Below are 2,120 nucleotides of genomic sequence, written 5' to 3'. Positions count from 1 at the left end.
GTGAGGGAAACGCCCGGTCACATTCCGAACCCGGAAGCTAAGCCTCACAGCGCCGATGGTACTGCAGGGGGGACCCTGTGGGAGAGTAGGACACCGCCGGACTCCTTTTCAAAAGGGCCGCCCCTTCTGGGGCGGCCCTTTTGCATTTCACGTCGTGATGATCTCGACGATCGCCTCGCGGCCGGCGGGAGCGACGATGCGGGAGACGCAGCAGCACATCTTCCCTCGTGCGTCGCGCTGGCGCTCGCTGTAGAACACGTCCCGGTGGTCGATGTCTCCCTCGAGCCCCGCGATGCGCACCTCGCAGAGCCCGCATTCACCCTTGCGGCAGTCCGAGAGCATGTCCGCACCGGCGTTCTCCAGCGCTTCGAGCTGAATCGGCCTGACTTTCGTTCCTATCGGGAGCCTTGTCCGGCAGAGACCGGATTGGCTGATTCCAGGTCAGCGTAGTACGCGTTCTCGACCTCGAGCGGGGTGCGCATATCGAGTTCGCCGTGGAGGCGCTGGTTGTTCCACCACCACACCCACTCGAGGGTCGCGAGCTCGACCTGCTCGACCGTCCGCCACGGTCGGGACTGTCTGATTTCCGGTGTTTCGGGGTCGGCCTGACCGAAAGGAACAGGCCGTGATGGACACGACCGAGATGATCGATCCTGTGACGGGGGAGATCATCGACGAGCAGCAGCTCGCGGAGCAACTGCTGAAGCAAGCGAAGGAACAGGGCGTCGACCTGCTGGGCCCGGACGGGCTGCTGAACGGGTTGACGAAGCGGGTGCTGGAGACGGCGCTGGATGCGGAGATGACCGAGCACCTCGGCCGCGACAAGCACCAGCCCGCCGATGGCGGCAACATCCGCAACGGGACGAGATCGAAGACGGTGCTCACCGAAGTGGGTCCGGTGCAGATCGACGTGCCGCGGGACCGCGATGGGTCGTTCGATCCCAAGATCGTGAAGAAGCGGCAGCGGCGGCTGACCGGGGTCGACGAGATCGTCTTGTCGCTGACCGCTCGCGGGCTCACGACCGGGGAGGTCGCGACGCACTTCGACGACGTGTACGGGGCGTCGGTGTCGAAGGACACGATCTCGAGGATCACGGACAAGGTGATCGAGGAGATGACGGAGTGGCAGAACCGTCCGCTGGATCGCGTCTACCCGGTGGTGTTCATCGACGCTCTCGTCGTCAAGGTCCGGGACGGGCAGATGCGGAACAAGCCGTTCTACATTGCCGTGGGCGTGACCGTGAACGGCGAGAGGGACATCCTCGGGATCTGGGCCGGCGACGGCGGCGAGGGCGCGAAGTTCTGGCTCGGTGTGATGACCGAGATCAAGAATCGTGGCGCCGAGGACGTGTGCATCGTGGTTTGCGACGGACTCAAGGGGCTGCCCGAATCGATCAACACGGCCTGGCCGCTCGCGACGGTGCAGACCTGCATCATTCACCTGATCCGCAACACGTTCCGGTTCGCATCCCGGCACTACTGGGAAGAGATGGGCAAGGATCTCCGGCCTGTCTACACCGCCCCGACCGAGGCGGCCGCGGCGGAGCGGTTCCGCGAGTTCGACGCGAAATGCGGACAGCAGTACCCGGCGATCAGCAAACTCTGGCAGAACGCGTGGGCCGAGTTCGTCCCGTTCTTGGACTGGGACGTCGAGATCCGACGGGTGATCTGCTCGACGAACGCGATTGAGTCGCTCAACGCCCGCTACCGCCGTGCGGTGAGGGCTCGCGGACACTTCCCGAACGACGCCGCGGCGCTGAAGTGCCTCTACCTCGTGACCCGCTCGCTTGACCCGACAGGGCGGGGCAGGGCACGCTGGGCGACGAGGTGGAAGCCGGCGCTGAACGCGTTCGCGATCGCCTTCGAAGGCCGAATCAACTAATGACCGCCGGCCCAGAAACACCGTTCATCGGACAGACCCCTCCATCAGACCCAGGGCGCTTCATCTCTTCGTCCTCCCAGATGTTGGGATACGTGTTGCCGATATGCATGCCGAACCGTACCGCCGTTGGACTGACCCCGTTTTGTAGGTCCAGTCGTTGTGTGAGTCGTCCTGTCGCCCGAGGGTTCGGGCAGGGAGACTGGTCAGATCATGACGAACAGCAGGAAGCGTCACACCC

Annotated in this window: 2 protein-coding genes, 1 rRNA gene and 1 pseudogene; 2 read left to right on the top strand and 2 right to left on the bottom strand. The window is 64.4% G+C overall.

Annotation, left to right across the window (positions count from 1 at the left end):
* Positions 1–102: ribosomal RNA gene (rrf, locus tag WFI52_RS14100) — 5S ribosomal RNA — on the top strand; the annotation flags it as partial.
* A gap of 45 nt (positions 103–147) precedes the next feature.
* Here the strand turns inward: rrf and WFI52_RS14095 are convergent.
* Positions 148–372, bottom strand: a pseudogene (locus WFI52_RS14095) (2Fe-2S iron-sulfur cluster-binding protein); the annotation flags it as partial.
* A 23-nt stretch (positions 373–395) separates the two neighbouring features.
* Positions 396–584 (bottom strand): integrase core domain-containing protein, encoded by a 189-nt coding sequence (locus tag WFI52_RS14090; RefSeq protein WP_442927780.1) that lies wholly within the window; start codon positions 582–584, stop codon positions 396–398.
* A gap of 59 nt (positions 585–643) precedes the next feature.
* Here WFI52_RS14090 and WFI52_RS14085 point away from each other — a divergent pair, with 59 nt between their 5' ends.
* Positions 644–1,882: an IS256 family transposase gene (locus WFI52_RS14085; RefSeq protein ID WP_442927779.1), complete on the top strand. Its 1,239-nt coding sequence runs from the start codon at positions 644–646 to the stop codon at positions 1,880–1,882.
* Positions 1,883–2,120: the final 238 nt, after the last annotated feature.

This window comes from Microbacterium sp. MMO-20 (assembly GCF_037147735.1).
In the GTDB taxonomy this organism is placed as follows: domain Bacteria; phylum Actinomycetota; class Actinomycetes; order Actinomycetales; family Microbacteriaceae; genus Microbacterium.
The sequence above is the reverse complement of the archived record's forward strand: the minus strand, read 5'-3'. Positions and strand labels throughout refer to the sequence as shown.

Coding starts and splice junctions, on each gene's coding strand:
- WFI52_RS14085 (WP_442927779.1), top strand. CDS start 644: ATGATCGATCCTGTGACGGGGGAGATCATCGACGAGCAGCAGCTCGCG.